At 35.1% G+C, this 26,506-nt stretch carries 20 protein-coding genes; 3 read left to right on the top strand and 17 right to left on the bottom strand.

Features of this window, described 5'->3' with window-relative positions; genetic code table 11:
* Positions 1 to 15: 15 nt before the first annotated feature.
* The 3 genes from BM361_RS12205 (at position 16) to BM361_RS12195 (ending at position 3,795) form a co-directional block, all read left to right on the top strand.
* Complete coding sequence (locus BM361_RS12205; RefSeq protein ID WP_074979150.1) at positions 16 to 1,644, top strand: acyl-CoA carboxylase subunit beta; 1,629 nt, start codon at positions 16 to 18, stop codon at positions 1,642 to 1,644.
* Between the two features lie 25 nt (positions 1,645 to 1,669).
* Positions 1,670 to 3,286, top strand: coding sequence for a M1 family metallopeptidase (locus BM361_RS12200; protein WP_074979148.1), 1,617 nt, complete (start codon positions 1,670 to 1,672; stop codon positions 3,284 to 3,286).
* Positions 3,287 to 3,372: 86 nt separating this feature from the next.
* Complete coding sequence (locus BM361_RS12195; protein WP_038265262.1) at positions 3,373 to 3,795, top strand: DoxX family protein; 423 nt, start codon at positions 3,373 to 3,375, stop codon at positions 3,793 to 3,795.
* Positions 3,796 to 3,798: 3 nt separating this feature from the next.
* On the opposite strand, the gene BM361_RS12190 is transcribed toward BM361_RS12195, so the two are convergent.
* From BM361_RS12190 to BM361_RS12110, 17 genes are all read right to left on the bottom strand, one after another.
* A complete protein-coding gene (locus BM361_RS12190) occupies positions 3,799 to 4,875 on the bottom strand; it encodes an AMP-binding protein (protein WP_074979146.1) in 1,077 nt (358 codons plus the stop codon).
* Between the two features lie 12 nt (positions 4,876 to 4,887).
* Entirely contained in the window at positions 4,888 to 5,301 is a 414-nt protein-coding gene (locus BM361_RS12185; RefSeq protein ID WP_038263415.1) for a DUF6691 family protein, read from the bottom strand.
* A gap of 6 nt (positions 5,302 to 5,307) precedes the next feature.
* The gene (locus tag BM361_RS12180; RefSeq protein WP_139226718.1) at positions 5,308 to 5,862 is read right to left on the bottom strand and encodes a YeeE/YedE family protein; all 555 of its coding nucleotides are present in this window, start codon (positions 5,860 to 5,862) and stop codon (positions 5,308 to 5,310) included.
* 127 nt (positions 5,863 to 5,989) lie between these two features.
* Positions 5,990 to 6,199, bottom strand: a complete 210-nt coding sequence (locus BM361_RS12175; protein ID WP_074979142.1) for a YgaP family membrane protein — start codon at positions 6,197 to 6,199, stop codon at positions 5,990 to 5,992.
* Between the two features lie 17 nt (positions 6,200 to 6,216).
* Positions 6,217 to 6,522 carry a hypothetical protein gene (locus BM361_RS12170; RefSeq protein WP_074979140.1) on the bottom strand — a complete coding sequence of 102 codons (306 nt, stop codon included), beginning with the start codon at positions 6,520 to 6,522 and terminating at the stop codon, positions 6,217 to 6,219.
* 1 nt (position 6,523) lies between these two features.
* A complete protein-coding gene (locus BM361_RS12165) occupies positions 6,524 to 9,724 on the bottom strand; it encodes an efflux RND transporter permease subunit (protein WP_074979139.1) in 3,201 nt (1,066 codons plus the stop codon).
* Between the two features lie 7 nt (positions 9,725 to 9,731).
* Complete coding sequence (locus tag BM361_RS12160; protein WP_074979137.1) at positions 9,732 to 10,808, bottom strand: efflux RND transporter periplasmic adaptor subunit; 1,077 nt, start codon at positions 10,806 to 10,808, stop codon at positions 9,732 to 9,734.
* 5 nt (positions 10,809 to 10,813) lie between these two features.
* On the bottom strand, positions 10,814 to 12,127 hold the full coding sequence (locus BM361_RS12155) for a TolC family protein (RefSeq protein ID WP_074979135.1): 1,314 nt from the start codon (positions 12,125 to 12,127) through the stop codon (positions 10,814 to 10,816).
* A 574-nt stretch (positions 12,128 to 12,701) separates the two neighbouring features.
* Positions 12,702 to 13,334, bottom strand: a complete 633-nt coding sequence (locus BM361_RS12150) for a Crp/Fnr family transcriptional regulator (protein WP_038263392.1) — start codon at positions 13,332 to 13,334, stop codon at positions 12,702 to 12,704.
* A gap of 114 nt (positions 13,335 to 13,448) precedes the next feature.
* A complete protein-coding gene (locus BM361_RS12145; protein WP_074979133.1) occupies positions 13,449 to 16,559 on the bottom strand; it encodes a beta-galactosidase, LacZ type in 3,111 nt (1,036 codons plus the stop codon).
* A 147-nt stretch (positions 16,560 to 16,706) separates the two neighbouring features.
* Positions 16,707 to 17,906: an alkaline phosphatase family protein gene (locus BM361_RS12140; RefSeq protein WP_254785824.1), complete on the bottom strand. Its 1,200-nt coding sequence runs from the start codon at positions 17,904 to 17,906 to the stop codon at positions 16,707 to 16,709.
* 59 nt (positions 17,907 to 17,965) lie between these two features.
* The gene (locus BM361_RS12135) at positions 17,966 to 18,886 is read right to left on the bottom strand and encodes an endonuclease/exonuclease/phosphatase family protein (RefSeq protein ID WP_074979129.1); all 921 of its coding nucleotides are present in this window, start codon (positions 18,884 to 18,886) and stop codon (positions 17,966 to 17,968) included.
* 3 nt (positions 18,887 to 18,889) lie between these two features.
* Positions 18,890 to 19,813: a metallophosphoesterase family protein gene (locus BM361_RS12130; protein ID WP_254785822.1), complete on the bottom strand. Its 924-nt coding sequence runs from the start codon at positions 19,811 to 19,813 to the stop codon at positions 18,890 to 18,892.
* A 19-nt stretch (positions 19,814 to 19,832) separates the two neighbouring features.
* The gene (locus BM361_RS12125) at positions 19,833 to 20,918 is read right to left on the bottom strand and encodes an endonuclease/exonuclease/phosphatase family protein (RefSeq protein ID WP_074979127.1); all 1,086 of its coding nucleotides are present in this window, start codon (positions 20,916 to 20,918) and stop codon (positions 19,833 to 19,835) included.
* A gap of 88 nt (positions 20,919 to 21,006) precedes the next feature.
* Positions 21,007 to 21,846: a Calx-beta domain-containing protein gene (locus BM361_RS12120; protein ID WP_074979125.1), complete on the bottom strand. Its 840-nt coding sequence runs from the start codon at positions 21,844 to 21,846 to the stop codon at positions 21,007 to 21,009.
* A gap of 15 nt (positions 21,847 to 21,861) precedes the next feature.
* Positions 21,862 to 23,322, bottom strand: coding sequence for a SusD/RagB family nutrient-binding outer membrane lipoprotein (locus BM361_RS12115; protein WP_074979123.1), 1,461 nt, complete (start codon positions 23,320 to 23,322; stop codon positions 21,862 to 21,864).
* Between the two features lie 19 nt (positions 23,323 to 23,341).
* Positions 23,342 to 26,506 carry a SusC/RagA family TonB-linked outer membrane protein gene (locus BM361_RS12110; RefSeq protein ID WP_083425941.1) on the bottom strand — a complete coding sequence of 1,055 codons (3,165 nt, stop codon included), beginning with the start codon at positions 26,504 to 26,506 and terminating at the stop codon, positions 23,342 to 23,344.

Genomic DNA, 26,506 nt, shown 5'->3' with positions numbered 1-26,506 from the left:
ATACTAAAAAGAACTATGGATTTAAACTTCAATAAAAACGAAGATCATAATAAGTTATTAGCTTCTGATTTAAGAAATAAACTGGCAAAGATTAAATTAGGAGGTGGAGCCAAAAGAATTGAAAAACTACATAAAGAAGGGAAGTTAACAGCCAGAGAGCGCATTGATTACCTTCTAGACAAGGATAAAGAGTCTATAGAAATAGGAGCCCTGGCAGGTAATGGTATGTATAAGGAGCATGGTGGATGCCCATCTGGGGGGGTTGTCGTCAAAGTTGGGTATATCCAGGATAAGCAATGTATTGTGGTAGCCAATGATGCCACTGTGAAGGCAGGAGCCTGGTTTCCAATTACAGGTAAAAAGAATTTAAGAGCTCAGGAAATTGCCATGGATAATAGATTACCTATCATTTATCTTGTGGATAGTGCGGGCGTATACCTTCCTATGCAAGACGAAATCTTTCCTGATAAGGAACATTTTGGCAGAATATTTAGAAATAATGCTATTATGAGTAGTATGGGAATTACTCAAATAGCAGCTGTAATGGGAAGTTGTGTTGCCGGAGGTGCATATTTACCTATAATGAGTGATGAAGCTCTTATCGTAGAAAAGACTGGCAGTATTTTCTTGGCAGGTAGTTACCTGGTTAAGGCAGCCATCGGTGAAACCATTGATAATGAAACTCTCGGAGGTGCTACAACTCATTCTGAGATCAGCGGAGTTACTGATTATAAAGCTAAAGATGATAAAGATGCGTTAGATACCATTAAAAATATCATTAGTAAAATAGGAGATGCAGATCAAGCAGGTTTTAATAAGGTTAAAGCTAAAAAGCCTAAAATGAATCCTGACGATATTTATGGTATTATCCCCAAGAGCAGAAGTGATCAATACGACATGATGGAAATCATCAAGCGTTTAGTTGACGATTCTGAATTTGAAGAATACAAAGCTGGTTATGGTAAAACAATAATTACGGGTTATGCCAGAATTGACGGTTGGGCCGTGGGTATTGTCGCTAACCAAAGAAAAGTAGTAAAAAGTAAAAAAGGAGAAATGCAATTTGGAGGTGTAATTTACTCTGATTCTGCTGATAAAGCTACACGCTTTATTGCCAATTGTAATCAGAAAAAAATTCCACTTGTATTTCTACAAGATGTTACCGGTTTTATGGTTGGTAGCAAGAGCGAACATGGTGGTATTATTAAAGATGGTGCCAAAATGGTAAATGCAGTTAGTAATTCAGTGGTACCTAAATTTACTGTAGTGATTGGAAATAGTTACGGTGCAGGTAATTATGCAATGTGCGGAAAAGCATATGATCCAAGGCTTATTTTTGCATGGCCAAGTGCCGAATTAGCTGTTATGGGAGGAGCTCAGGCAGCCAAAGTTTTACTTCAAATCGAAACTGCTTCTCTCAAGAAAAAAGGAGAAACAATAACTAAAGAGCAAGAAGAAGAATTATTTAATAAAATTAAATCGCGGTATGATGATCAGGTTTCTCCATACTACGCTGCCGCAAGATTGTGGACCGATGCTATTATTGATCCGTTAGAAACAAGGAAATGGATTAGCATGGGAATTAATGCTGCTAACCATGCTCCTATTGAGAAGAAATTTAACCTTGGGGTTATCCAGGTCTGATCATTCAATATCAAAACTTACATTCATGAAAAAATTATTATTAATTGCCTTTCTTACTGTTTTAACTTCTAAAGCGCAAGTATTAACAGGCCAAAGAGCATATACAAGAGCTGATACTCTTAGAGGTTCTTTGAGAACAGAAAGAAATTTTGATGTTAAAAAATATCATCTAGATATTACTGTTCATCCAGCTAAAAAATTCATAAATGGATCTAACACAATTGAATTTATTCCTCACGAAAATTTAAGTACAATTCAAATCGATTTGTTTGACAACATGAATGTTGACTCCATAACACATCATGGAAAACAGCTAAATTATAAAAGAGAATTTAATGCTGTTTTTATAAATGGTAACTTTAAGAAAGGTTCAAAAGATCGTATTGTATTTTATTATTCGGGAAACCCTATCATAGCTAAAAGAGCTCCTTGGGATGGAGGTTTTGTATTTACTAAAGATGCAAACGGAAATGATTGGATTGCTACAGCATGTCAGGGTACAGGAGCAAGTTTATGGTGGCCAAATAAAGATCATCAGTCTGACGAACCCGAAGAAGGTATGAGCATAAAAGTAGCCGTACCAAATGGTCTTATGAATGTTTCAAACGGCAGATTTAAAGGAAATAAAGATCTGGGTAATGGATTTACCCGCTGGGACTGGGAAGTGAGAAACCCTATCAACAACTACGATGTAGCTCTTAATATAGGAGATTATGTACACTTTGGTGAAACCTACAAAGGTTTAGATCTCGATTATTATGTATTGCGTTATAATCTTGATAAAGCTAAAATTCAATTCGAAGAAGTCAAACCTATGATGGATTGTTTCCAAGAAAAATTTGGACAATATCCTTTCAAAGAAGATGGCTATAAATTGGTTGAAACACCTCATCTGGGAATGGAACATCAAAGCGCCGTAGCATATGGAAATAAATATAAAAAGGGTTATATGGGCAGTGATCTGTCAGGTACTGGCGTGGGTCTTAAATGGGATTTTATCATTATTCACGAAACAGGTCATGAATGGTTTGGAAACAGTTTAACCTCTTCCGATATCGCTGACATGTGGATACATGAGAGTTTTACCGCTTATTCTGAGAACGTATACACCGAATGTAGATGGGGATATGAAGATGGGCAAAAATATGTTAATGGTACCGCTAAAATGATCCAAAACGATATCCCTATAATTGGTGATTATGGTGTAAATAGTGAAGGAAGTGGAGATATGTATTATAAAGGGGCTTTAATGCTTAATACCATCAGACACATCATTGACAATGATACAAAATGGTGGACGATTTTACGTAGCTATGCTGAACACTTTAAACATCAAATTATTAGCACAAAAGATGTTGTAGATTATTTTGAAAAAGAATCAGGATTAAAGTTAAAACCCGTATTTGATCAATACCTTAGGTATACCAAAATACCCACCCTTGAAATTCAGCAAGACGGAAAAGATATTTTGTACCGATGGAATGCTGATGTAGCAAACTTTAACATGCCTGTAGATGTGTCGTTACAATCTGAACCTAAAAGATTAACACCTACCACTAGATGGAAAAAACTAAAGAAATCAAGGGTAGACGATCTAAAAGTTATGACCTCTGAATTTTATATTAACGTAAAGCGCATGTAGTCTAAAATAAAACACCTTAATTATCTATTATGATTTAGCTTTTAAAAGTTAATGAAAATCAGTATATTAGAGTAAATCAAATAGATATGGGAACGGTTAAAACTTTAAATAAGTGGGCGAATGCGCATACTTATTATCCGCTAGACTTAATACGTGTTGCCTTAGGTGTTTTTTTATTTTTTAAAGGAATACATTTTATTGGGAACACTGAGCTTCTTATAGAACTCATTGACCCTTTAAAAAACTGGGCAGGATCACTCATGATGGTACATTATGTAGCACCTGCTCATTTAATAGGTGGTCTGTTAATTGCCTTTGGATTATTAACCCGTTGGGCCATTATAGCTCAGTTACCAATATTAATTGGGGCTGTAGCTATTAATTTCTTTGGCCCTATGGATACAAAAGGTTTTTTATCCGCACTTATTATTTTAGTCATTTGTGCCTTTTTCCTGGTTTATGGTAGCGGAAAGCACTCAGCGGATTATTACTTTAAAATGCAAAAATAGTCCTTATATACTTTGAAGCGTATCATGCCTTAGTATTTTACCATTTTCAGATTCGACAAATTTGCTAATGGAGTAGATTTTTTTTGGTATTTCGTATCTTTCAATCGTTTTTATGCCTCTTATACTACTGAAAAGCTCATTCGCATCAGCTTCATCACTTTCGATCACCAATATTAATTGTTCACCGAATGATTCATGAGGTTCAGAGGCAATAAAAAAGCGCTCCTTTATAACCTGAGACAATTTATCTTCTAATTTTTCAGGAAAAAGTTTTATACCTCCTGAGTTGATTACGTTGTCAAATCGCCCTAGCCATTCAAATTCAGATTCGGAAATAATATTTACTACATCATTTGTTACTATTCTTTTGTCTGAAACCAATGGAGCGTCTATTACCAAACAAGATCTTTCGTCAGCACATACACTAACATTTGGTAGCGTTTTAAAATTAAAAGATTCACCAGGTTTCAATTGATTTAATTTTTTCACCGCAACATGTGTTACTGTTTCCGTCATTCCATAGGTACTATAGAATTCGGTATTCTTACCTAATAACTTGCTAGATAATTCCGAAGAAATTGGAGCACCTCCAATTATAACCGTTTTGATTTGCTCTATTTGAATTAATGATTTCTCAACTTGAGCAGGAATCATAGGAACAAAGTCATAACACTTCTTAATACCTTTCAAAGGTTCTAAATTTGGCTCAACAAAATCAATTTCTAACCCTAAGATTATAGCTCTGATTAACATCATTTTACCTGCTATATAATTCGCTGGCAAGCACAATAAAACTGTATTCCCTGGTTTCAAGCCAAAAAAATCCCCGGTTGCAATGGCCGAATTGACCATATGTTCCTTTTTAAGGCTAATTTGCTTTGGTTTTCCAGTAGAACCCGAAGTAAAAACTTGAATTTCATTATTTGAACTAAGCCAATCTAAAAGAAAATCACCAATACTTTTTTCATAAGCTTTTCCTTCTTTAATAAAACTGTAAGCTACTTCTGCTAATCCTTCCCTATCGTAATGATAACCATTAATTTTAAACTGATTATGTATTTTATCAAATGATGGTGTCATGAACTTTAGACTTTAATGTGGTAGTTTATTTTTTAAAATTCCATATAAAAATGTTCCGAATACTGCAGCAACTAACACCAACAATACAGGTGCAAACCCTGCTCCTATTAACACAAATAATGGTCCTGGACAAGCTCCTACCAAAGCCCAGCCTAATCCAAAGATGATTCCGCCAAAAAGATTTTTTCGAAATGAACTGTCTTTTGGTTCTATGGTAATAGGTCTCCCGTCAAAAGACTTGATTTTAAATCGTTTTATACTCCAAATAAAAAAACTTCCAAAAATTAAAGCTGTACCAATTATTCCGTACATATGAAAAGATTCAAATCTAAACATCTCATAAATACGAAACCAGGATGCAGCTTCAGACTTGTATAAAACAATTCCGAAAATTAAACCAATTATGATATATAAAATTCTTTTCATCGCGATCTAAAAAATTAATGGATATATTAAATGAATCATTACCAAACCTCCTATAAAAAATCCTATAACAGCAATTAACGAACCTTTTTGCAGATTACTTAATCCTGAGATTGCATGTCCGGAAGTACATCCCCCAGCATATCTTGCACCAAAACCGACTAAGATTCCACCAATAATCAAAATTAAAACCGTTTTAAAATCGGTGAATGCTTCCAGTGAAAACAACTCTTTAGGCAAATAAGCATTCTCACTACTGAAGTTCATTTCACTTAAAGCTTCAATCGTAGCTTCGCTAACCTTAGGAATTGTATTATCTGATAAATAATGTGATGCTATAAACCCACCTAAAGCAGCTCCGAAGACTATTAATAAATTCCAACTATCTTTTCTCCAATCAAATCGAAAAAAATCACTTGCCTTTCCCCCGCCACAAATCGTGCAAATAGTTTTCAAATTAGACGACATACCAAACCTTTTACCCATTAATAATAAAACCAACATGATCAAGGCTATTAAAAATCCAGAAACGTACCATGGCCAAGGTTGAGAAATAATTTCAATCATAGTTACCTACTTAATATTAGACTGTGAAAATACTATATTTTATATGAAATAAGTATCAGAACCTGGTAAAACAAAAAAGATCATGAATTATCATGATCTTTTCATTAAATATAAATTTGTCTATTTATTTCTCGGAGCAACAATCTCCTTCATCCTTTATTCCCAGCTTTACCAGGAATTTTTCCATTAAGCACCATTGAGTAAATGCTGATTGAAATAAATTTGCACCGACAAATAATGTGAACCAAAGCCAGTTTGGATTCACGAACATTCCCATAAGTACACTTATAATTACAAAAGTACCCGCTATTGCTCTAATATATCTATTGATCATAATAATTTAATTTTGAGTTATATCCATTTTTCAATAGGCACAACCACCGCTTTTACTGGGTTATTGGTGTCTATTTGTGCGTTAAAGGTTTTAATTAATTCAAAGGCTTTATCTATTTTTTCGTCATCTGTAAATGAAAAAAACATAATAGATTCAACTGCTTCTTTTTCTGCAGGAAACCAGCTCGAAGTCAACATTACCGATGCTGGTTCTTTGTATCCGTCTATACCTGATCCGCTAAAGCTCTCTATTTTAGCCTCACTAAACAATTTCAGAATGTCTTTTTGAAATTCTTCCACCGCAGTTACTAATAACAATTTCATATTAATTATGATTTTTGCGTTCTATTAAATAATATACCAACGGGACAACCAATAATGTTAATACTGTCGAAGCAATTGTTCCTCCCATTAATGAGATTGCTAATCCTTGAAAGATAGGATCAAATAAAATTACGAAAGCCCCAATCACCACAGTACCGGCGGTTAATAAAATTGGTGTGGTTCGTACTGCTCCTGCTTCAATTACAGCCTGTTTTAGTGGAATTCCTTCTGCCAGTCGAAGATTGACAAAGTCTATTAACAATACAGAGTTCCGAACCATTATTCCAGCCAAAGCGATCATGCCTATAAAGGATGTTGCGGTAAAGAAGGCCCCCATTAGCCAATGCCCTAAAACTATTCCCACCATGGAAAGTGGAATTGCAACCATCATAACAATTGGCGCCTTAAAATTTTGGAACCATCCAACAATTAGCATATAGATAATTATAATTACCCCTAGGAAGGCCATTCCCAAATCTCTGAACACCTCAAGTGTTATTTGCCATTCTCCATCCCATTTAACCGTATAATCATCTTCATATTGCGGTTGTTCGATATACAATTCATTCATGTTATATCCGGCTGGCAATTCTAACTCATTTAACTTGTCTGTCATACCTAGTATTGCATATACAGGACTTTCTAATTTACCTGCCATGTCAGCCAAAACATAGACCACACGCTTTTGGTTTTTTCTATAAATACTTTTAGCGGCAGTCGTTTCTTCAATCGATACCAGATCGGATATCGGGATCATATTGCCCTGATTCGAAGCGACCTTTAATTGGGATATTTCTGTCAGTGAGGATTTTTCCTTTTCATCCAATGCTAAGATCAAACCAACTTGATTAACTGCATTCTCATCATATAACGTTGTAACCGGATTTTCTGACAATGCAATATTCATAGTATGAACTACTTGTTGAGGAGCTACACCATAGAGCATAGCCTTTTCTTTATCTACAATAAACTGATATTCAGTTTGATCTGCCTCTACCATCCAATCTATATCAACTACATCATCCGTATTGTGAAGAAGATTTTGAATTTGATTAGCTATTGCAATTTGCCCGTCGTAATCCGGCCCATAAACTTCAGCTACAATCGTTGATAACACCGGCGGTCCGGGGGGAACCTCAACAACTTTTACGTTGGCATTAAATTTAGCTGCTATCTTCTGTATATCTGGACGTAAAAGCTTGGCGATATCATGGCTCTGTTGACTTCTATCATGTTTATCGATAAGATTTACTTGTATATCAGCCACATTACTGCCTCTCCTTAAATCATAATGCCTTACCAAACCATTAAAAGTAATTGGAGCAGATGTACCAACATATGACTGATAATCTACAACCTCCGAACGCGTTGCCAGGTATTGACCTATTTCTCTTACTACAACCGCTGTACGCTCCAGAGTGGTTCCCTCAGGCATGTCTATTACCACTTGAAATTCATTTTTGTTATCAAAAGGAAGCATCTTTACAGCCACTGAATTTGTAAAAAACATACTTAGTGACCCAAGTAATAATACTATTGTAATACCCAGAAACAGCCATCTTTTCTTTTTATTCTCAATGAGCGGTCGCTCCAATCTTTCATATATTCTATAAATGAATGAATCTTCAAGTTGTTTTTCTTTTACAGGGGTCTTACCTTTCTTCTTTTTATCCTTCTCCCTAAGAAATAAATATCCCAGATAAGGCGTAATTGTCAAGGCCACAAAGAGTGATAATATCATTGCTATAGATGCGCCAATCGGCATTGGACTCATATATGGTCCCATCAGACCTGAAACAAACGCCATAGGCAAAACAGATGCTATCACGGTGAACGTTGCCAAAATTGTAGGATTCCCTACTTCATTAATAGCATAAAGTGCCGCTTGTTTAAACGGTAATTGTTTCATTTTAAAATGCCTATGCATATTCTCTGCTATAATAATGGAATCATCCACCACAATACCTGTAACAAATACCAAGGCAAAAAGGGTAATTCTGTTAAGGGTATAATCTAGCATATAATAACTCAACAATGTAAGTGCAAAAGTTATTGGCACCGATAGAAAAACAACTAAACCTCCTCGCCATCCCATAGCTAACATAACAACAAATGTAACAGCTACTATGGCACCGATTAGATGTAGTAATAATTCGGAAACCTTTTGGGAGGCTGTTTCACCATAATTTCTAGTTACCTCTACATGAACATCATCTGGAATTAAATTTTGTCTTAAATGGTCTACTTTATCAAGTATTACATCAGAGATTTTCATAGCATCGGCTCCTTTTCTCTTTGCTACGGAAATAGTTACAGCCGGATACTCTCCGTTAAATTCAGTTGCTTTAAGGCTGGCTTGCCCATAACCATGAGACACATAGTTTTTTGGCACTTCAGGTCCATCTTCAACTTCGGCAATCTGCTTCAGGTAAATTGGCTTGTTTTGATGTACTCCAACAACAAGATTTTCTACATCCGATACAGATGCAATAAATTGACCCGTATTAATAATAAACTCAGTATCATTCTTATCAAAAGATCCCGAAATTAGTTGCTCATTGTTAACCCTAATCATTTCGGCTACGGATAAAAAATCCAGCCCGCTCGAAGCAAGCTTATCTTTATCCAATACCACGCGCAGCTGACGATCACGTCCCCCAATTTTTCGGGTAGAGGAAACATCTTGTACCTTTTCTATCTCATTGGTAAGTTCTTGAGCTATTTGCCGCAGTTCAAAATCATCGTATGTTTCACTCCATAACGTTAATCCCAACATAGGTACATCATCTATAGCTCTGGTTTTTACCAATGGCATAGTTACCCCCTGGGGCATGACATCCATATGTTTATTTATTTCATTATAAAGCTTTACAAATGATCTTTCTATATCTTCTCCAACATAAAACTGAACAATTACCATTCCTTGTTCTTTCATCGAAGTGGAGTATACGTATTCTACACCGTTAATATTAGATATTAGTTTTTCTAATGGCTTTATAACCCTTGATTCCACCTCCGTAGGGCTTGCTCCGGGATATCCCACAAAAATATCTGCCATGGGTACATCTATCTGAGGTTCTTCCTCCCTGGGTATTAAGAATGAACTATATACTCCAATGATCATAAACACGATCATCAGTAGAACTGTAAGCTTAGAGCTAATAAATCCTTTAGCTATTTTTCCTGCTAATCCTTCTTTCATAAGTATTTTATTCTATTGAGACTTTGGCTCCGTTATACAATTTACCTTTAGCACTGACTATATAGCTTTCATCTGGGTTCAAGCCAGATAATACCTCTACCTTATCTCCAAAGGTTTTACCTATTCTTAGCCATCTAAGAATTGCCGTTTGTTGTTCACTGAGAGTATAAATCCCTGTCAATTGTCCCTTTTTAACAAGAACATCCTTTGGTAAATAAACTGTCGAGGTTTTTAACTTATTTTCGGTAGGAATCATTACCGTAGCATACATTCCCGACAAGACTGGTGCTTCGGTATCATCAAGGACTGCTTTCATAAGGTACTGTCCTCCAGTATTTTTAGCCGATATGCTAAGCTCTGATACCTGAGCCTTAATTGTAGTGTCAATGGCCTTAATAAATACCGCTACAGGGATACCTGATTTTATATTAGAAATTTCATTCTCTGGTACCATAGCGGTTACCTCAAATTTGCCAGGTCCTTCAATTGCTAATAAGGGTACTCCCGGGTTTGCCATATCTCCTTCATCTATAAAGGTATTGATCACAACCCCATTAAAGGGTGCTCGGATATTTATATAAGCAAATTGAGCAGCAATCTCATTTTTCATTTCATTTGCGGCTTCCAAACGTGCTTTGGCCATCTTAAAGTTTGCGGTAACGTCGTCAAACTCCTTTTGAGAAGCACTATTTTGCTCATAAAGATTTTTATAACGTTCATAATCCTTCTTAGCATTATTAACAGCAGCGGAAGCCTCAGTAATTTTAGCATTGACTTGAGCCCTCTGTGCCTGGAGTTCGTTATTACTGATGGAAACTAAGAGTTGCCCTTTTTTAACCTTCTCACCGATGTTTACATAAATCTTATTTACATATCCCATCATTCTGGTACTTAGATTTGCACTATTTACTGCTTCGATTTTACCACTTGCATTCAAAACACCCTCTTTTTGATCGACATTAACAGTGCTAACCTTCACCGAAATAATTTCTGAACTTTCAGACTTATTCGAATGGTCCGTACCGCATGATTGAAGTGATAAAGCTACCAAGGCCAATAATATTAGATTCTTATTTGTTCTCATTATTCTTATTCTTTAGTTAAAAATTGTAGGTATGATTGTGTATAATTGAATTCAAATACTGTTTGATAGTACTCCAATTGCTTTTGAGCATATTTAGATTCAGATAACAAAAGATCTGAAGTTTTTTCAAGTCCTTCCTCAAATCTGTTTGTGCGTATTCGCAAGGATTCCTCAGACTGTTGCAACGCCAAATAAGTAAGTTCTAATTTATTCTTAGCGTCCAATAATTTTCTTTTTATTTTATTGAGTTCTAATTCACTTTGAGATACATATTGGGCATATTCCAATTTAGACTTCTCATATAAAGCCTTACTCTTTTGAGATTTACCAAACCTACTACTACCTTCGAGAATGTCCCACTTCAATTGAGCTCCAAAAACATAGCCATTGGCTCCTGCATTAAATATTTCATCATCATAGAGTTCATAACTTCCAAATGCATTTAAACTTGGTAAGAATGCCATTTTATCTGCCTTATAATTTTGCTTAAAAGCCTCAGTAGTAAACTCCATGGCCTTTATATCTGCTCGCTCCTGATTTAATTCTTCCTTAAACTGTTCTATTGAAGCATTGACAACCAGACTATCTTTTGGGATATATATCTCATCGGTCTTTTCATCCATTAGAAACGCTAAATAGTCAGAAGCATTTTTCACATTACTTTTGGCCTGCTGTAATTGATTTTGTACCTCAGACACTCGAACTTCAACTGCCAGCACATCCGATTTTTGAAGGTATCCTTGTCTAAAACTATTTTGTGCTATTTTGAGATTTTCTTCGGCAGCTTCCTGAGCTTTTTTAATTACGGCTACTGCTTTATAGGCCAATTGTAGTTGCATATAAGCTTTTTCAGCTTCCAGAATTAAATAATCTTCCGTCCGTTTTGTTTGTGAGTTCACAGCTTCCATTGTTGCCTTAGCTGCTTTCCGTTGATATAGTCCGTCCAGGTTAATCAATGGTTGTTGAACTTCTATTACCGTAGCATAATTTTCAACCTGATCCGGATCATTTAGTAATACCGGATTAAAATCATTCTGGGTTAATACTTCCTGATTTAACTTAGCGCCAAAGGCCATCAATGGATTTGTCGTCGCCATTCCTGTATATGAAATGGAAATGTTTGGCAAAAACAAAGTATTAGACTGCCTGTAATCAGCCTGTGCACCTTTGTAGTCATATTGTGAAATTTTCAAAGACATGTTTCGCTCGGAAATCATCTCTAAAACATGTGATTTAGATATAGCGACTTCCTCCTGTGCTAAAACTTTATTACCATAAAGAATTGTTGTTATTACTACTATTAAAATCTTTCCTTTCATGAATTTATAATTTATGTAAGCAAAATTAAGTTTGAGTGTAAAGCCAGTCAGTAACTAATGTTACCAACTATGGTTAGCCAAATAGTATGAAGTTGAAGATCAAGGGTAATATCCCTTCATTTAATAAAACTGAAGTATCCTGTAGATTGTTTGAATATACATTTTGAAAGAATCAAATCCTTAAGTAATATTAAAGTTTTTGATATTACCAGGCATAATGACCTTAAAACAAACGCTATGTTATATCATTTTAGCATTCTACCTCTCTAATTACAGCATTAATTAAGAAATTTTCAATGACTAATATCATTTCAATGACAAACACTGTTTTAAAGTTTTTAAAAGCTACAATGGTATCATTTATACCATAAAAAAAGAGCATTCTTATAAACAGAATGCCCTTTTCAATAAATAAACAAATCAATCATGAAATATAAACCAACCTACCTTATGTTTTCTTAGTGGTAAAATTAAAAACTAACTAGCACACACACAGTAACTTATGTTACATAATTCAATAAATAAAAAAACCCCGTTCGAACGGGGTAGATATGGCTGAAATTTAACTGATATTTTAAAGATCCTTAACCAAAATGCTATTTCGATTCAATTTTATTTTCCCTTCTTTTTCTAATGCTTTTAACAGCCTTGAAACCACCACTCTCGAAGTATGAAGGTCGTAAGCTATTTGTTGATGTGTCGTGCTTATAACATCATCTCTGGTTACCATGGCTTTATCTTTAAGGTATTTCAGTAATCGCTGATCCATCTTCAAAAAAGCAATGGTATCAATAGCCTCAAGCATTTCGTTTAATCTATTTTGGTAGCTTTCCAAAACAAAACTTCGCCACGTACTATATTTTGTCATCCATTCTTCCATTTTTTGGACTGGAATCATAATCAAAGTAGCTTTAGTTTCTGCAACAGCTCTAATTTCACTTTTTTTCTGTCCCATGCAACATGCCAGAGTCATAGCACAGGTGTCTCCTCCTTCGAGAAAATACAAGAGTAATTCATCGCCATCACTATCCTCTCTCATAATTTTTATTGCACCTGAAATTACCAATGGCATTAATTTAATATAGTCGCCAATTTCAATTAATTTTTCACCTTCCTTGACTTCTTTTATTGTAGCAACTTCATTAATCTCATTAATCAATTCATCCTCGAATATATAACCGTACCGATCTTTTATAATATTTACCATAAATTAATTTCTATGTTAGATAAAGATACTTTAATCTTAAAAAAAACAAGGATTGAACTTAAATAAAAAAGAGGAATTCGATAAATTCCTCTTTTTATTAAATACCCTTATATTTTATTGTTCTGGAACAATCCAATAGGAGTAATGATAAGATGCATAAGGCAATCGGTACTTCTCTAATGGAAGTGCTCCCCAACTATTTATACTACCTAACCCTTGTAAATATCCATCAACATTAAGATACACGTCTCTTCTTGCTGTTAACTCACCAGCATGCTTTTGCGTTTTTTTGTCTCCAGAGTCAAGATCTTCTTTTGTATAATGGAGTGCTGAAACATTTAATAATGAGTTTCCAATTATTTTTATTTTGGTTGTTTTACCGCCAGATAATTCTACCCAGCGAACATCGAGTTTATTTCCTGTTTCCTGTGGCCTTATATATGGAAAATATTGATCTTCAATTGAACTATTATAGAGCCCTACCTTTGCCGCATGTTGCCTGTCTGGGTATGACTCAAAAGGTCCTTTACCATACCAGGAAATGTTAGTGTAGGTTTCAGGAAGTACAATTTCATTTCCAAACTTAAACATATTACTATGCGTCCCTTTTACTTTCTTGAAATCATTTATTACCTCTAAAACCCCATCTCCATTTATTACAAAAGTCTGGGTATAGGAAGCATCGCCATTAAAAATATCCTTAATAATTTCAATAGATATTTGACTATTCGTTATTCGTTTAATATTAAAACTTACCTCAGAACTACTACCAGCGTCTTTCCACTCTTTAAATTTATTTTGAGTTCTTGCACCATAATCATTATCAATAGGTGCTCTCCAGAAGTTCACCTCCGGGCCATCTTTTATAATCACGGAACCATTATAGATATACGAAACAAGTCTCCCCTTATTTTTATTAAAATTTAAAACAAAGTTATCTCCTGAAACTTCTACAATACCCTCTTTTTTGGTTGTATATGTAACTGCTGCATCAGATTCAGATGGTTTTAGTATGGTTCCCTCTTTTAATAGAAATTGCTGATATGCAACTTCATGCCCTTGAGAAAGTAAAGACTCATCGCTTTTAAGAACTGCACTTAAATTTAGAAAGTATTCTTGTCCACTTTTAAAATCAGAACTAAAAGGAATCTTAAAGGTTTTCGTTTGTTGTGGTGTCACATTTATATCATTCAGCGATCCCTTTTCTACGATTTCTCCATCGGCAATTACCTCCCAGTTTAATTGATAATTTTCAAGATTTCTAAAGAAATACCAGTTCTTTATTTTTATTAAACCATTATTTAAATCCTGTTCATAAAACTTGACGTTTTGTTGTATGTGTTTTACCTCATAAATATGAGGATTTGGTTTTCTGTCAGGTTGAACCAAACCATTGTTTAAGAAATTGTTTGAACTAGGCGTACCTTCAGGTCCAAAATCACCTCCATAAGCATAAATTTCTTTGCCATTTTTAACCGTTTTCAAACCTTGATCTACGAAATCCCATATAAAACCACCCTGAAGCTTTTCATATTTTTCATATAGATCCCAATATTCTTTAAATCCTCCCATACTATTTCCCATAGCATGAGCGTATTCACATTGTACAAGAGACCTTTCATATTGGGGATCTTCTGCATATTCCTTAACCCATTTAGGCGTAGCATACATCGGAACATATAGATCGGTATTCCATTCCAAACCTGCACGTTCGTATTGAACCGGGCGTGTTGCATCCATTTCCTTCGCCAATAAATAAGTATTATAAAAATTGTATCCGTTTCCTGCTTCATTACCCAATGACCAAATCACAATAGAAGGGTGGTTCTTGTCTCTTTCAATCATACGTTCAGTCCTTTCCATATGGGCCTTTAACCACTTTGGGTTGTTAGCTAAAGTCCTTGTAAGATTGTAACCCATACCATGCGATTCTATATTTGCTTCATCTATCACATAAATACCATATTCATCACAGAGTTCATACCAGTAAGGATCATTTGGATAATGACATGTTCGTACCGCATTAATATTGTATTCTTTAAATAAACGGATATCTTTCAACATATCTTCTCTTGAAATCACATGACCTTTTACCGGATCATGCTCGTGCCTGTTAACCCCCTTAAATAGAATCGCTTTACCATTTAATAAAAAACGACCATTTTTGATTTCAGAAGTCCTAAATCCAATTTTTCTGATTATAGCCTCCTTTATATTACCTTTTTGATTTCTATGAATTATTTTTAATTCATACAACTCTGGTGTTTCAGCTGACCATGCTGCCACATCTTTCAGTTCTTTTTCGAAGGAAATAGCTATTGTTTCTCCCGACTCCGATTTGTATGTCTTTTCCTCTGAATAAATTTTAGTACCACTTTTAAAAAGCTCAATTCCTAAAGCCCCCTTCTGTCTTTTATCATTATGATTCTCTAATAATACCTCAATATTAAATAAACCATCTCTATAATTATTCGTTAATCCTGCATGAATAGTAAAATCGTTTACAAACATTTTAGGACGAGCATAGACATACACATCCCTTTCAATTCCAGAAAATCTCCAGAAATCCTGACATTCTAAATAGCTACCATCACTCCATCTGTAAACCTCCAAAGCAACAGTATTCTCACCTGTGTTAATATATTCGGTAATATCAAATTCAGCCGGAAGTTTAGATCCTTGACTATAGCCTACCTTTTCTCCATTGATCCAAATATAAAATGCCGATTTAACAGCTCCAAAGTGCATTATAATCTCTTCTCCATTCCAATTATCCGGTATATTAAATGATCTTTTATAAGAACCTACCGGGTTGTATCCATCCGGAATATCCGGTGGATTTGGATTGGTGGTATTAAATGGATATTCAGTATTGGTATATATAGGAATTCCATAACCTTCAACTTCCCAGTTTGAAGGCACCTCTATGTCATCCCACCCCAGAGTTGAATAATTACTCTTATAGAAATCTTTTGGCCTTAATTCCGGACTCCTCGACCAGTTAAATTTCCAGGTACCATTTAAGGATAAAAAGCGTGTTGATCTTGAAGATTCATTTTCTTCTGCCTGTTGCAAAGATTCATATGCAAAAAAAGAGGCTCTTGGTGGTAATTTATTTATCGCTACCACATCAGGGTTCTCTATTACCGGATCTAGTGTTTGTCCGTGCAGATTTAATGCCCCTACACACAACAGCAGGCTAATTTTTTTTAAAAGTTGATTCATTGTTAATTTGTTCTTGTATTGTATCGATCCTAATGATCAATAATAGTTTTTAATTTCCATGCACAATATATTAACAGCCTGAGCAGAAATGAAAAATGCCCTACCAGTTTGTAGGGCATAAACATAATATATATTAAAAGTATGATGCTATTTTTTATTCACTATCCAAGTATTATTACTATTATATTTCCCTTCAATAACAATTTTATATATTTCCGAAGAACTAACATCTAATTCTAACACTGTTTTTTCCGCACCTGATTTCACCTTTCCTATAAGCTCATAGTGATCATCAGCACCCTGATTAAAATTGTTAGTACTACTAATCCATATTTTCAATTTTTCTTTAGGATTATATGATTTCCAGGTTAATTGAATTTTCCCATTGTTAATTCTTTTTGCCTTTGCCTTTGCAACAGAAATTTTGCCGGTAATTGAAGTTCCATCAATTTCCCAAAGTTGATTTTTCTCCGGCTCAAGTTTTAGTTTTGATAACATGGCTGGCATAATGTCAACAACTCCTGGAACCTCTTCTTTAAAATAAGAGTTTAAGTTCTTGGAATTTGTAACAATCCACGTGGACCGCTCTCTATCACTTTGTCCACCATGATGTTTACCCGTGTGTTCATCACGACCATGATCTGTTGTAACAAAAATAGTCCAGTTTTCGTTAAAATTTTGTTCTCTATACTGAATAGAATTCCATAATTTACCTATCTTTTTATCCATGGCTTCAATAGAATTATGGAACTGCGGACTATCACCATTCTCATGTCCCATATGATCTGTATATTCAAGATAAACCCACATTAAATCAGGGCTTCCCTCCTTAATATATGAAGCGGCTCCATCGGTTACGTGTTCATCTATTTTATGAATATACATACTACTATTGCCATGTGGGAAATTTATAGTATCATGCTCAAAACCATCGAAATGGTAATCTAATTTTATATTTCCGGTTTCTGGCTTTCCTTCTCCTATCAACTTAGTACGATTATCAAGCCATGTAGAGAATATCGCAGTCTTAAGATTTGGTCTTAATTCCTCTGCGAATCGAAATATAGTCCAATAATTATAATTAGGTGCCTTGATACTATTCCCCCAAACATTATGCTTATTTACCCATGTCCCGGTTATTAAACTATTATAACCTACAGCAGAAATTGTTGGTGTTTGCGAATAACCATCTTTTTCTCCTCCAACATATGCTGTGGTATAACCTCCTTCCTTTGTGATGGCATCCAGATTAGGCGTATTAATTTTTTCGATAACATCAGATGAAATACCATCAACTATTACAAACAATACTTTATCCCTGGCTTTTTGAGCGTAAAATATGTTCATGATGAATAAACAAATTAATGTTATTTTGAAGTTCGCTTTCATATTGCTATGTATTTGTTTTAGTTTATTTTAAAAGTTGTGACGACAAAACCATGATCAGATGGATATCTGATGGTTTTATTATTTATTTGAAAAGGTTCATTTAGGAATGCTTTATAAGACCCTGAGCTTATAGGGGTCAGTTTAGCCCCTTTATAAAAAATATAATCTATTCGGTGTTCGTCTTTTTTATCCTTTACATCCCATGTAATTCCGGGATTCTGAATAGGATCAGTATTCAACATTCTATACGTATCTTTTAATCCTATACTTTCTAATACCTTGGTAGCATACCAGGGAACCACTAACCCGTTATGTATTTCTTTAGTATTTTCGCCCCAATCTAAATGAGATGGGGTATTCATATCTCCTCCGAATATCATGGGGATAGAATCCGTTTGTGAGGCATATGTTTCAAGATAGGGCAAAACTTTCTGAATCATTTTAAATTTGGTCTCTGTTCGCTCCCATTCAAGAAGTTCTTCTGCAGTTTTCCCCATTTCATGAGGCTGATCATGCCACGGTAAATAATGAAACCAATTGGTAAAAAAACGGACTTTGTATTTATCTACAAAAACTTCTCTTCCACCCAAATAAAATGGATGCTCAGTATCTATGCGATCTCCGAATGGATACCTGGAAATGATGGATAAATTGATTCCTTTGTCATCTTCAGATGTTCCTTCAGGAGCAATGAGGTGAAAGTTATATCCAAGAGCATCTGCTACCTTTTTACCTGATCCATATGTTTCTACCATTAAAATAACATCCGGATTAACTTCTTTTATTATTTGAATTACATTCTCAGGTCCGTTTTCTATATCATTTCCCCCATGAAGGATATTCCAGGCCATGACCTTGAAAGTATTTGGCTCATTTTTATCCTTACAACCCGATAGACTGAAAGCTAATGCTAATATTACTAAATGTAACTTTTTCATTTACTAAAAAGAATGTGGATAATAAGTATTAGTGATAGATCCGTCTTCAAAAAGATCTATTATGGCATAACCTGGCGGTGTTTCGTGATACCAGTATTTTTTAGCAGAGTCTTTATTTCCTTCTCCCCACCAAAATCCACTCAACGATCCATTGCAATAATAATTAACATTATTATAGGTGGCACTATCCAATAAATGCATATGACCGCTTATACAATGAATTTTTTTATCACTATGCTCATAGAACAATTTGGTAATATAGGCACTATCTGTATGGCTACCTCCATACGGAATGGTACTTACGCCTAGTATAGGATAATGAGACATCACTAGCACCGATGCATTATTCGGAATCCTATCAAGCTCATTTTCAAGCCAAGTACGCTGTTCCTCATCCAAAGATCCAGCATTTTTATTATTACTGTCAAGTATAATAAAATACCATCCTTTTTGAGAAAAGCTATAATACCGATTAGGCATTCCCAATTTTTTAATGACATAATCTTTTCCATACATCTCATCATCTTTATTGGGTGCTGCCCACCACATATCGTGATTACCAAGGCAACTGTACATTTTGTAGGTATCAAATTCTTTACGTACTTGATCCCAAACATTCCACTGTTCGATAACACTCTCACGTGTTATATGACTATAATCCGCAGCCATAATTGTATCACCACCGTTAAGGAAGAAATCGACATCATGATCTTTTATCTCGGACAAACATTTTCTGAAACGATTAGGAGCATCATTAGCTGAAGATAAATGAATGTCCGTAATATGGGCCAATCTTAAAAGTCTATTAGTAGTGTGTTTTAATTTCTTGGGTAATGCTATAGATTGGATAGGGCTTAAAGATATAGCCCCGGCTGCCATCCCCAACTTTTTTAATGCCTCTCTTCTTTTGGAATTATAATTTTTCACTTTAAAATATCCTTTAATTTTACTCTATTTTGAAGGTAGCCAAAACACCTTTGTGATCTGAAGGCCATTTACCCGTGGGTTCCAGAAATTTATCAGAAGCCGTTTTATCTTGTATAGCTTGACCTTTAACAATAGTTTCTGAAGGTCCCACAACTATAACATCCTCTACATTTAATCGCTCATTTTCACTGTAATATATAAAGTCAATTCGATCCCTGTCGTCGGCATCAGGGGTCCAAATCATTTCAGAAATTTCCACATCCCTGTTATAAGCCTCCCATGTAAATCCAGGATGCGATACCGGGTCCGGAAACTTTACTCTATAGGAATCTAAATAGCCTTGCTTCTCAAGCATAACACTATTATGCCATGGCACTACCACCCCATTGTGATCAAACATGTTTTTTGTTGCATCTGTCCAATCTAAATGTGAAGGTTCATTAAAGTCTCCACCTAAAAACACGAGGTTTCCTTTTTCCTTTTCCTTAGATGCGTCTTCTATAAACAATGATATCGCCTCATCTCGTTGTGAAGCTTTATTTTGAGCCAATATTTCATTAACATCTAAAACAGGTTCCGGAAGTTTTTTCCAGGTAATGCCGTCATATCCTCTTGGCAAGTAACATGCGTAATGCGTATAATCAAGATGTGCTGCATAAACTGCCAGGGTGGTTTCATCATTCACTTCTACGATACACTTTGTTAGTGAATTCGATGCTATTGACGGAGTAGCAATAATGTTATATTTAGATAAAATAATTGGAGACTTCCCAGAATTGAAAGAATGATACTCAATTCCTCTTTTTTTAAGCTCCCCCACTATTTTCGTACTAAAAGTAACATTATTGTAATTATTAATTTCACATAGCATCACAATATCAGCCTCCGCTTGCTCAATGACTTCTGCCAATGCTTCAAACCCTCCTTCAACCCGGGTTGTTTCATGCCATGTATTGAGTGATAAAACCTTTAAAGTTCCATTAAATGAAATCTCTTCAGATATGGTATTATCATCTTGATCCTGTTGCTTTTTGGTAACTTCACAACTAAACACGCCTACAAATAGAAGTGTAATGAATAAATATTTCAGCTTTTGTCTTATCATTTCATTCAATTTTTAAATTAAAATGAAGGGAGTTAAACTCCCTTCATTTAGATCAACCAAATTAAACTAAAGTAACTTCACTTTTAAGTTACTGAAGAGTTATTGTATTATTTGTTGTATACCAATAAACCCATGATCCGCCAGACATATAATACACATCAAAACCAATATGTATTTCTCCTGAACAAACATCATAAGAACCTGACCCTACCTGTCTGAACTGATATTCATATCCATCGCTATCCGTACCAGCATTAAAATCATCAAACGTTGCAGATCCCTTTGTTCCTCCATCCAAATCCGGTGTTAAAGTAACCTCCAGAGTTGCATTGGAAAATGGTGAATAGGTAATTAAGTTCCCTACTAAAGTAACAACAGAACCATTCACCGATCCATTAATATCATGTGTTCCCCATGGTGTTTGATTCGTTAGTGCTCCGTCAAAAACAGAAATCGTTTCTGTACATTCATCATCTGCTATAACTACCTTCATAACAGCATTAGTTGGATTTTCAATACCTAACCCTACTTTTATTTCCGGTTTGCTAATGTTCTCAATACGAATATCAAAACTTCTTTCCAGGTCAGTCCCGATCTCATTGTCGATGGTACTTACGAATAAGGTGTCTGAGATAAAACTTCCACTTTTAAAAATTAATGATTTTGAAGATAATTCATAGTCTATACCTTCCTCAACATTAGTGTTGGTAACGGATAAATCTACTCTTATATCTTCCGTAGGTTCATATCCCATCAACTTAAGAACAACCGGTATTGGTTCTATACTTCCTCCATTTTCATTTATAGTAACCGACTCATTCTGAAAGGAAATAAATTCAAAGATAGGATCTTTTATAGTGTCATCGTCGCTACAGGCTAACACTACCAAAATACCTAATAAGCCTATTATTAATCTAAGATTTTTCATTTTTTTGAACTTTTTTTATTCTTGTTTTAATAACCACATCTCTCCATTAACATTATCACCATCAGGAAATTGACGGTTTACTGCCGATTCCAGATTATTAAGGTTCTCATTAATTTCACTTTGAGGATACATCCAACGCATAGGTATGATTTCATTGTTTAATACACCACCTCCATTCGTCTTAAACTCAGGAAATCCTGTTCTGCGTTGATTGTAGAATGGTTCCCATCCTGAGTTCATAAAGAATGATATGTATTTTTGGGTAATAACCATTTCTATCCCCTGTTGCGGTACATACTGAACTGCAGCATTTTGTAAATAAGATTCTATGTCCTGGTTATCAACACCATAGAATTTCATAGAAGCTTCAATACCTTTATAGTATTGTTCGGCCGGATCTAAATTAATCCAACCGCGCGCTGCTGCCTCAGCCAGTGTAAAAGCAACCTCCGCATATCCGAGTGCAATGGAAGGTTCATTTATTGGATCATTGTAATATCGCTCATCAATTGGCGAGCCTTCTCCATTGGCTAATCTACCGGTATTGACATCTAATAATGCACTTCCATCGAATCCTCCATATGCATTAAAATCTGTCTCCTCTAAATCACTTCCATTTTCTTCTTTGTCTGCAAGCGTAAATAACCTGGGATCTTCATAGTTTTTAAGTAAATCAACAAAAGACTCATCAAAATAATAGGCCGTTTTAATGCTGTTATTATTGAAGTAAGGATACTCATTACCTTCTAAATTATAATAAGGCAATTGAAGATTATCTTGATTTGAATTAAAGATTGGATATAGCGAAGGATTCTCCACAATCTCTTTAAAACGATTTACAACATTTAATTTCGTATTGCCTTCTTTTTTAGATAGTGAAATTAAAACTCGAAGACTCAAAGAATTGATCGCTTTTTTCCAATTTTCAATAGATCCCTCATACACTAAATCTCCATTTATAATTCCATTGTCTTCATTCAGTAATTGATTGGCTGCTTTTAGGTCATCAAGAATACTTAGATATATATCTTCCTGCTTATCATATTTGGGAGTGAAATTTCCTTCAGATCCCTGAAGTGCGTCAAAATAAGGTACATCCCCAAAGGTATTCGTTAACCTTAAAAATATATAGGCTCTGAAAAATTTCCCTAAAGCTATATAATTAGTGTTCTCAATTTTCATGGCCTCTTCTTCCATTTTAACAACTTGTCTGAGACTATTGTATGCCCCAAATCCAGATCGTTGCCAACCGTAATATTGTTCCGAAGAAGACCCATCAGTATAAACCATTTGTCTACATGCCAAAGCTGCGGATAAAGTTACTTGTTGCAGATTGCTTATTTGAATTCCAGTTAAAAGTAGACCAGGGTCACCCTCAGTCGTCCTGTTTGGATCAATTTGATATTCCTCAAAATCCTTGCATCCCACAAATATGGTGATCAAGATTAAGCTAAATATGATATTTAAATTTTTCATCTTTTTATTATTGAACTAATTAAAAGGTTAAGTTAACATTGAAACCTATATTTCTTGTAGATGGTGTTTGCAAAAGATCATAACCCGGATCAGGATCGACATTTGGTAAATCTGACCATACCGCAAGATTTCTTCCGATTAAAGAAACTGATGCTTTTTGAAATCCTATTTTATTGGCAAAGCCATTAGGAACATTATAGGTTAAAATGATTTCTCTTAGTTTCATGAAAGTTTCATCATAGTAATGATCATATAGTGCATTACTGGTATTTTTCATCCATGAGATATAATTAACCTTGGTGGTATTAGGAGCATAAATTCGTGTATCATTTAGTATATTCCCTTCTACATCATATTCAACATCTCCTTCAACAACCACAACTCCGGGTCCAATGTAGGTCGACTCACCATTGTTGGCAGCATCACGATGCTCATTTACAGTACCGGGATGAGTTCCGCCCCACCACATTTTTTGATTGGTACTTGAATATATCAAACCTCCAATTCTTCCATCAAGAGAAGCACTTAACTTGAAGTTCTTATAGGTAAAGGTGTTTTGAAGACCAAAAACCCAATCCGGATCATTATTACCACGGTATCTAACTACCGGTTCCCATAAAGGCATACCATTACTTCCATAAATAAGCTGACCTCCCGGGGTAGTTAAATATTGCCAATTATAAATCTGGTCAGTTCTTTCTCCAACCTTGATATTGTTCAACTTATCCGAACCATCATATACCTCTTCCAGGGTCCTGTAACTATGACTCCAGTTAGATACCAAATTCCAGGAGAAATTATCTGTTTCTATTGGAGTTGCTGATAAAACGAGCTCTACACCCCTTCTTTTATAAACATTTCCATTAATCAGCCTTGAACCATATCCTGAAGTTGTCGAAACCGGAATAGAAACAATATTATTAGTATCTGTTATGGTATAATATGCTACATCAAGACCTAAACGGTTATTAAAAAACCTAACGTCTAAACCATATTCATAAGTATCTGAATTTGCAGGTTCTAAATCAGGGTTTAAGAGTGTTCCAGGATAAGAAAGGGATGGTGTATTATTCCAGGTTCTTCCTGTATCATAAGCTTGTAATTGGGAATAGGTACCGCCTGGAAGAGCGCCATCACCAACATTAGCCCAAGAACTTCTTAATTTAATAAATGGATCACTTGCGTCGAAATTCAATAAATCGGAAAGTACAACTGAAAATGACATGGAAGGATAGAAAAAGGAATTATTCGCAACTGGCAAAGTAGAAACCCAGTCATTTCTTCCTGTAATATTAATATACATGGAGTTTAAGAGCTCCAGATCTAGCGTAGCATAAACACTATTTACCTGTTCTTCTCCATTCCAGTTCCCTCCACTTATTGGGTTTATAGAATTGTCAATATTATAAAATTCAGGAATTGTAAGCCCATCAGTGCCTACATTCATGTTTCGCCATGACTTATATCTGTTGGATGCACCAGCAGTAGCTGTAACAACAAAATCTTCAGATATTTCTTTATTATAACTTGCTAATAAATCCGTATTAATGCTGAATTCATTGTTATTAGCAACCGAATAATTTCCTAAGGATACATCTCCATAGCCAATGAAACTTTTTGGCCTTTTCCAATCTCTATTAACATTTGAGGAATTAAATCCAGATCTCAAACTAAAGTTTAAGTCATCAGTAGCTTCATAATTTAAACGTATTTGTCCAAAGCTATTGTCCTTATAATATCCTTTTAAAGCTTCATAAGCTATAAAATAAGGGTTGTTATACCAAGATTTATTAAAGTGGCGTTGTTGCACTCCTTCTTGTCCTTCTACCCAATAATTTTTAAGATCCCGTACATCGACATCTGGTCCTGTCCATAAAACTAAATTATATAAGTAATTGAACGGTCCGTATCCAACATCAGGAAAGTTACTCGTATACTGTCTGTTATAGGTTAAAGAAGCGTCAACATTTAAACGGTCGGTTATTTTATAACCTCCGGATACACCAAATGAAGAGTTCTTTAAATCTGTATTAGGTACAATTCCCTTTTGGTAAATATGTGATGCTGAAACTCTAAAGTTACTTTTTTCAGTTCCTCCACTTACTGATAAATTATTTGTAACGATCATCCCCGTTTCAAAAAAGTTCTTTACGTTGTCCTTACCTCGTGATAGAAAAGGAATAGGAATACGTTCCCCTGTAACTGGATCAATTGGACTGTTAAACTGAGGGGTCTCCCAATAACCGCTCGGAGTAGAAGGATCTAATTGATCTAATTTAGGCCCCCAAATCCAACCTGCTCCTTCAGAACCAGAACCAGAACCGTTTACATATTCATATACTCCATTATTACCATTCCCATAAGTACTCTGTACTTCAGGAATACGGATAAAATCAGGTTGAAACATGACACTCACATTATAATCAATAGATGCCTTTCCCTGTTTACCTCTTTTTGTGGTTATCATCATAGCTCCACCTCGACCAATAGAACCATAGAGTGCAGAAGCCGTAGCTCCTTTTAACACACTTATATCTTCAATATCATCGGCATTAACCTTCCAAAGATCATTATCAGTACTTGGTACTCCGTCAATAACAATTAAGGGACGTCTTCCCCTTAATGAAATTCCGGGATCCTGAAATAATTCAGTACTATTACTAATAACTAAACCGGCAACTTTACCTGTTAAAGAGTTTACCACATTAGGTTCTCTTGCCTTAACAAGTGACTCCCCTTCAACCTCTTGAACTGAATACCCAAGAGCCTTAGTTTCTTTTTGAATCCCCAAAGCAGTAACCACAACTTCATCCAAGGCACTGGCTTCGACTTGAAGTTTCACGTTTAAGGTATTTTGCCCCCCTACTTTTACCTCTGTCGTTTTAAACCCAACATAGGATATTACTAAAATCGATTCAGAAGAAGGTACTGCAATTGAAAATTTACCATCAAAATCAGTAACCTGACCTGTAGTGGTACCTTTTAACATAACAGTAGCGCCTGGTAATGGCTGTTCTGTTTCAATATCGGTAACAGTTCCAGTTACCAATTTTTCTTGCGCAAAAACAACGTGGCTAAGAATTAAAAATGTAAATAATAATAGATTTTTGCCTATTTCATTCCTTTTTAAAAAACAACCACCTGCCTTGTTACTCACAACATTAAACAAGTTTAAAGCTTTCAT

Origin of the sequence: Zhouia amylolytica (assembly GCF_900116365.1) — a bacterium.
Taxonomy (GTDB): domain Bacteria; phylum Bacteroidota; class Bacteroidia; order Flavobacteriales; family Flavobacteriaceae; genus Zhouia; species Zhouia amylolytica.
The sequence above is the reverse complement of the archived record's forward strand: the minus strand, read 5'-3'. Positions and strand labels throughout refer to the sequence as shown.

Coding starts and splice junctions, on each gene's coding strand:
- BM361_RS12145 (WP_074979133.1), bottom strand. CDS start 16,559: ATGAATCAACTTTTAAAAAAAATTAGCCTGCTGTTGTGTGTAGGGGCA.
- BM361_RS12125 (WP_074979127.1), bottom strand. CDS start 20,918: ATGATAAGACAAAAGCTGAAATATTTATTCATTACACTTCTATTTGTA.
- BM361_RS12155 (WP_074979135.1), bottom strand. CDS start 12,127: ATGAAAGGAAAGATTTTAATAGTAGTAATAACAACAATTCTTTATGGT.
- BM361_RS12190 (WP_074979146.1), bottom strand. CDS start 4,875: ATGACACCATCATTTGATAAAATACATAATCAGTTTAAAATTAATGGT.
- BM361_RS12185 (WP_038263415.1), bottom strand. CDS start 5,301: ATGAAAAGAATTTTATATATCATAATTGGTTTAATTTTCGGAATTGTT.
- BM361_RS12115 (WP_074979123.1), bottom strand. CDS start 23,322: ATGAAAAATTTAAATATCATATTTAGCTTAATCTTGATCACCATATTT.
- BM361_RS12175 (WP_074979142.1), bottom strand. CDS start 6,199: ATGATCAATAGATATATTAGAGCAATAGCGGGTACTTTTGTAATTATA.
- BM361_RS12160 (WP_074979137.1), bottom strand. CDS start 10,808: ATGAGAACAAATAAGAATCTAATATTATTGGCCTTGGTAGCTTTATCA.
- BM361_RS12165 (WP_074979139.1), bottom strand. CDS start 9,724: ATGAAAGAAGGATTAGCAGGAAAAATAGCTAAAGGATTTATTAGCTCT.
- BM361_RS12195 (WP_038265262.1), top strand. CDS start 3,373: ATGGGAACGGTTAAAACTTTAAATAAGTGGGCGAATGCGCATACTTAT.
- BM361_RS12200 (WP_074979148.1), top strand. CDS start 1,670: ATGAAAAAATTATTATTAATTGCCTTTCTTACTGTTTTAACTTCTAAA.
- BM361_RS12110 (WP_083425941.1), bottom strand. CDS start 26,506: ATGAAAGCTTTAAACTTGTTTAATGTTGTGAGTAACAAGGCAGGTGGT.
- BM361_RS12135 (WP_074979129.1), bottom strand. CDS start 18,886: ATGAAAAAGTTACATTTAGTAATATTAGCATTAGCTTTCAGTCTATCG.
- BM361_RS12205 (WP_074979150.1), top strand. CDS start 16: ATGGATTTAAACTTCAATAAAAACGAAGATCATAATAAGTTATTAGCT.
- BM361_RS12140 (WP_254785824.1), bottom strand. CDS start 17,906: ATGAACATATTTTACGCTCAAAAAGCCAGGGATAAAGTATTGTTTGTA.
- BM361_RS12120 (WP_074979125.1), bottom strand. CDS start 21,846: ATGAAAAATCTTAGATTAATAATAGGCTTATTAGGTATTTTGGTAGTG.
- BM361_RS12150 (WP_038263392.1), bottom strand. CDS start 13,334: ATGGTAAATATTATAAAAGATCGGTACGGTTATATATTCGAGGATGAA.
- BM361_RS12170 (WP_074979140.1), bottom strand. CDS start 6,522: ATGAAATTGTTATTAGTAACTGCGGTGGAAGAATTTCAAAAAGACATT.